General features: G+C 41.5%; 5 protein-coding genes. 1 reads left to right on the top strand and 4 read right to left on the bottom strand.

Translation table 11 applies throughout. The annotated features are described in order from the left end of the window. Positions 1-227 precede the first annotated feature (227 nt). Positions 228-1,385, top strand: coding sequence for an MFS transporter (locus ASV53_RS22515; protein ID WP_094958763.1), 1,158 nt, complete (start codon positions 228-230; stop codon positions 1,383-1,385). 865 nt (positions 1,386-2,250) lie between these two features. On the opposite strand, the gene ASV53_RS22510 is transcribed toward ASV53_RS22515, so the two are convergent. The 4 genes from ASV53_RS22510 to ASV53_RS22495 form a co-directional block, all read right to left on the bottom strand. Next, complete coding sequence (locus ASV53_RS22510; protein WP_094958762.1) at positions 2,251-2,604, bottom strand: DMT family transporter; 354 nt, start codon at positions 2,602-2,604, stop codon at positions 2,251-2,253. Positions 2,605-2,784: 180 nt separating this feature from the next. Continuing rightward, positions 2,785-3,174 carry a hypothetical protein gene (locus ASV53_RS22505; protein WP_094958761.1) on the bottom strand — a complete coding sequence of 130 codons (390 nt, stop codon included), beginning with the start codon at positions 3,172-3,174 and terminating at the stop codon, positions 2,785-2,787. A 215-nt stretch (positions 3,175-3,389) separates the two neighbouring features. Further along, positions 3,390-4,313: a cation diffusion facilitator family transporter gene (locus ASV53_RS22500; protein WP_062691426.1), complete on the bottom strand. Its 924-nt coding sequence runs from the start codon at positions 4,311-4,313 to the stop codon at positions 3,390-3,392. Between the two features lie 17 nt (positions 4,314-4,330). Next, on the bottom strand, positions 4,331-4,951 hold the full coding sequence (locus ASV53_RS22495) for a DNA-3-methyladenine glycosylase I (RefSeq protein WP_439126500.1): 621 nt from the start codon (positions 4,949-4,951) through the stop codon (positions 4,331-4,333). Positions 4,952-5,007 lie beyond the last annotated feature (56 nt).

Below are 5,007 nucleotides of genomic sequence, written 5' to 3'. Positions count from 1 at the left end.
ACCATTAATTTTCCTGCTTATTCGGATTATTTTTTCTCATTTTACGTTTTAGTTTTTTCAGATATAGTCCCGCCATCTGAGATTATTTGCTCGAAATTCCAGCGACCTCAACAGCCTCTCTGCCGTTGTACGCGACAACTCTCCTTGCAAATATCTATACACATATAGAACCAAACAGCCCTTCCTTAGCTGTTTTATTACTTACACTTTTTCTGGAGATCACAGTAGTGACAACTACTACTACTCTAGCTCGTCGTAGCAGCACCTTTGTGCCTGTCGCGGGCTTAACTATTTTTGCTATCGCTTCTGGCTACTTGATGAGTCTTATTCCGTTAATTACAAATGAATTTAAGATGAGTCAGGACCTAGTGAGTTGGTTAGCAAGTAGTTATTACTGTGGCTTACTCCTTGGTTCCATTATTGTTGAGCCAATCGTTGTTCGTTTAGGGCACCGTGTTTCTTTCATTGCTTTTTTAAGCTTGTTAGCAGCAACAGTGATCATGATGCCGCTCGTACCATCACAGCAAGTGTGGCTTCTGGCTCGTTTTATTGCTGGCGTTGCAGTTGCTGGTGTTTTCGTTGTTGTTGAGTCTTGGTTGCTGATTGGCGACAAGAAAGAGCGCGCTAAACGCCTAGGCTTTTACATGACGTCGTTATATGGCGGTACAACGTTGGGGCAGTTTGGAATTTCTGTTATTGGCACTCAAGGTTTCGAACCTTTTATCATGATTTTTGCACTATTGTGCATGGCAATGCTGCCACCATTACTGTGCAGACAAGGTCAACCAAGCATAGAGCACCCACAAAGCTTATCGCTGCAGCAGATCATGCAACTGCGTAAGCCTGCACTTATAGGCTGCCTAGTGTCTGGTATTTTAATGGGATCGATTTACGGCCTTATGCCACTGTCCTTGCAACAAGAAGGCGTAGCTAACGAGCAAATCAGTGTACTGATGGCAGCCATCATTCTAGGCGGTATGTTTATCCAGCCAATTATTAGCTGGCTTTCAATTCGCATGAGCAAATCACTACTGATGGCTCTAGCATGTTTAGTGGGTGTTTTTGCGATGGGCATCATTCACTTTGAAACCAGCTTTGCAATGATGATGATGATGTTAGCTTTACTGGGTATGTCGGCTTTTGCCCTTTACCCTATAGCTATCACGCTGGCGTGTGATGAACTGGATAGCACCTTCATTGTAGCAGCAACGCAAGTCATGCTATTTAGCTACAGCTTAGGTTCTGCGTTGGGTCCAATCGTGGCTGACAAGTTCATGAAAACAGAAGATGGATTAACCGCTTTCTTCTTCGTGATTTTACTGGCTACGGCGATTTACATGCTTATTGCGAGTGCGAAACGTAAGCCAGAAGTATTGGCAAGCTAAGCATTGATTGGGCATTGTGAAGTGAGCTACAAGTAAATAGCACCTAAAAAAGAACGGGCGCGACTTTCGTCGCGCCCTTAGGTCTTACTTGCAGCAATCCGGCTACTATGGTGCTCCCTGCATCATTCCATGATTATGCTGAATCCTTCAGCTAAGTCCTTTATGTCTCTATCCTAGAGATGTCCTACTGATCAATCCTTGACCCGTCGATTCTTCCTGTTTCGACTCTCTTCTCCGTCCTGGAGGTGTCCCTACTTCATCCTGAAGTGTTCCATTTGTCTTCCTGACTAGTAAATATCCTATTTACTATATCGGTTCCTTCCAATTGTCCCTTCACAGTCCTTGTTCGATAAATCATCCTAATCTATCGCCCTCTTCCTGAGGCTACCAAATCCTTGGCTTGTTCCTGTTCCGTTCCGTCAGTTCCTTCCGACGAGATAAAGATTACTCGATCTGCGATTTGAAACAACACTCCCTGATCACACTTTTTATTTTACCATTAACTTATTTTAACATTAAACATTCAACCCATTGTTTTATATGAGATTAATGTTTTTATTGAGAAATAACATGCAATACATTCAGATATAACCCCACCACTTTGTAAGAGATCTCTTACAAGATGACGGGCCATTAACCCAATCGAAGTGCTTGCATAGAAAGACAAAAATATGAGTCACAATACAAATATGCCACGTAGTAACTCAGCAACAGCATGAAAATACATTAAAACTGATAAATCCAGCCAAAATCGACTTCATAGGGCCATGATAAATCAGTAAAGAAAACCCACAGATTAATGAGCATTAACCTGTGGGCTTTCTTTTTAATACCGCAAATATAAAGGAACTCGAAATACAAATGACTAATGCGTAACTGACTTAGAGAACACATTAATAATGATGGTACCAGCCATGATTAAACCTATCCCTAGCACTGCGTATTTATCAAGATGCTGACCCGAAAACACCCAACTCAACATCGCGACTAGTACTATACCCGCGCCACACCAAATCGCATACGCAACACCAACAGGCATGGTACGCACAGTAAGCGATAACATAAAAAAAGCGATACCGTAGCCAGCTAATACTAATAATGTCAGGCCAGGCTTAGTAAACTGCTCTGTTTTAGGTAAGAAGCTCGTTGCAATCACTTCGCACACAATCGCGATAGATAATGGAATCATTGGAGACAAGGATGTTAAAAAAGAGAGCATAAACTACAATTATGGTTTAATGACAAACCAAGAATACTGCGTGATTATTACGAAAAAGAAATAACAATCATCATTAAATGCTCTTTATATCGCAATAAGTATTTCTTATGGTCAAGAACCCTAAATCGAATTAATTATTTCGTTATCATTATTATAATTACAACGACTTACCAACAATGGTTACTCATCCCACTCTACGACCTGACCACAGTCGTAAACACCATCACTATAAGCAGGGGTGAAATTAATAAAGATATTATTTTTAGCAATGGGAACCTGCTCTGCCAATGTATTAGCAATAAGCTCTAACATTGAAGCAATTTGCTGCTCTGTATTAAAATTCGGTGCAATCAAATCAACTAATATTGGGTGGGTGTTAATAGGTTGATGATGCACTGCTTTACCAGAATGCACATAATGTCCAGCAGGAATGTATTCCCATGTCAGCATGATATGGTGAGATTCAATCTCAGTCTCCGCTGAAATAGCGCTTGAAAGGCTATTCAATACCTGTGGTATCGGTACCTCTTGTTGCGTAAAAGGTAAAGACTTAATTCTTATTAGTGGCATAGCTAGGCTCCCTGTTGCCCTCTCCTTCTCCGACCAAATTTTAGTTTGCAATCGGACACCTCTAATAAATCTTAGCTAAACAACAAATAAACGCACTATCTTATCGATGAGACAAACAAAAAACGCCAACCTAAGTTGACGTTCTTTTTAAGCACTTTAAGTGTTTTATGCTCTCAGTACGCTTCTATCTCAGCTTACTAAGCAATCTTGCATAATCACTTGCATTCACCATCGCCACAGCAAGGATTGTGGACACGTTCAGCGCAGTTATAGGGCTCAATGTGAATAATAACGTCCACCACTTCATCGATTTCTTCTAATATATGATTTTTGAAATTTTCGGCAATGGTATGCGCCCTATCTACCGACATGTTTGGATCAACCAATAAGTGGAAGTCCAGTAAAATATTACTTCCCGTACGGCGACTGCGAATCGCATGTACTTCACCAATGTCTTTATCATCAGCAGCATAACTTTGGATTTTCTGTTCAAGCTCGCTATCGGCTTCCGCTTCTGTTAACTCCCAGATAGCAGGCCATAAAATCTCAAATGCCGCTTTTAGTATCATCGCTGTGACAAGTAAGGCTGCAATTTGATCAAGATAATACAAATCAGGTAAAACATAATTTGCAATAACGGCAATGGCTACGGGCAACGAACTGAGTGCATCTGAGCGATGATGCCATGCATTCGCATGTAATGCGCGGCTATTAATTTTTTTCGCTTGAATAATCGTCCATCGGTAAAGTACCTCTTTAACCAATATAGAAGCGACAGCAGCTCCGAATGCAAGCATGCCAGGTGTCGTTGTCGGTTCATGACCAATACTGCTGATGGAGTCCCAGCCAATACCTAGACCCACTAAAACAAGGATCACTCCGATAAAAATATTGGTTAAGGTTTCAAATCGGCCATGACCATAAGGATGCTCTTTATCTGCTGGAGCTGTCCAATAGCGAGAACCAATCAAAATAGCGGTATCAGTGACAAGATCCGAAAAACTATGAACACCATCTGCGATAAGTGCTTGGCTACCGGTAATTTTACCCACCGTTATTTTAATAATGGCTAACGCGACGTTAGCAATCGAACCCACCCAAGTGGCTTTTTGAATTATCTTTACTGGCTGCTCTGACATGAGGACTCTCAATTACATCAATTGCTCGTATGATAGCGAGGAGCCGAGCTAAAGACTAGCTTCTGTTTTGCTATCACTTTCTGATAGCAGTCACAATTTACAGCATGATCATTCACCATCCCTGTTGCCTGCATAAAGGCATAACAGATTGTTTCTCCCACAAATTTAAAGCCTTTTTTCTTCAAAAATTTACTCATGGCTTTGGATGCTTCAGTCGATGTCGGTACCTCAGCCATAGAAGCCCATTGATTATTAATGGGTGAACCGTCGGTGAATTGCCAAAGCGCTTTTGACAGCGAGCCATATTCTTTTTGCAGGGCTATTGCTGCTGCAGCATTAGTGAACACAGAGGCTATCTTCCCGCGATGTTTAATCACGTCATATTGTGCAATAATCGCATCGACATGCCTCTCGTTAAGCTCAGCTAAACGAGCCAGGTCATAGCTTAAAAAAGCCGTCTTATAGCCCTCTCGCTTTTTCAATACCGTTAACCAACTTAATCCGGCTTGAGCACCTTCCAGAGTGATATATTCAAACAACAGAATATCATCTATGATGGGCATTCCCCATTCAATATCATGGTAACTTTTTTCTAATGGATGGTGCTGCGCCCACCCACAACGATTACTTTCCACTATATAGCCCTCAGCTTTCAATCTGTCTCTTATACACAACTGACGCTGCCGACGAATAG

Origin of the sequence: Photobacterium sanguinicancri, assembly GCF_002265265.1 — a bacterium.
Taxonomy (GTDB): domain Bacteria; phylum Pseudomonadota; class Gammaproteobacteria; order Enterobacterales; family Vibrionaceae; genus Photobacterium; species Photobacterium sanguinicancri.
Note: the sequence above shows the minus strand (reverse complement) of the source record. Positions and strands in the feature narration are given on the sequence as shown.

Coding starts and splice junctions, on each gene's coding strand:
- ASV53_RS22500 (WP_062691426.1), bottom strand. CDS start 4,313: ATGTCAGAGCAGCCAGTAAAGATAATTCAAAAAGCCACTTGGGTGGGT.
- ASV53_RS22505 (WP_094958761.1), bottom strand. CDS start 3,174: ATGCCACTAATAAGAATTAAGTCTTTACCTTTTACGCAACAAGAGGTA.
- ASV53_RS22510 (WP_094958762.1), bottom strand. CDS start 2,604: ATGCTCTCTTTTTTAACATCCTTGTCTCCAATGATTCCATTATCTATC.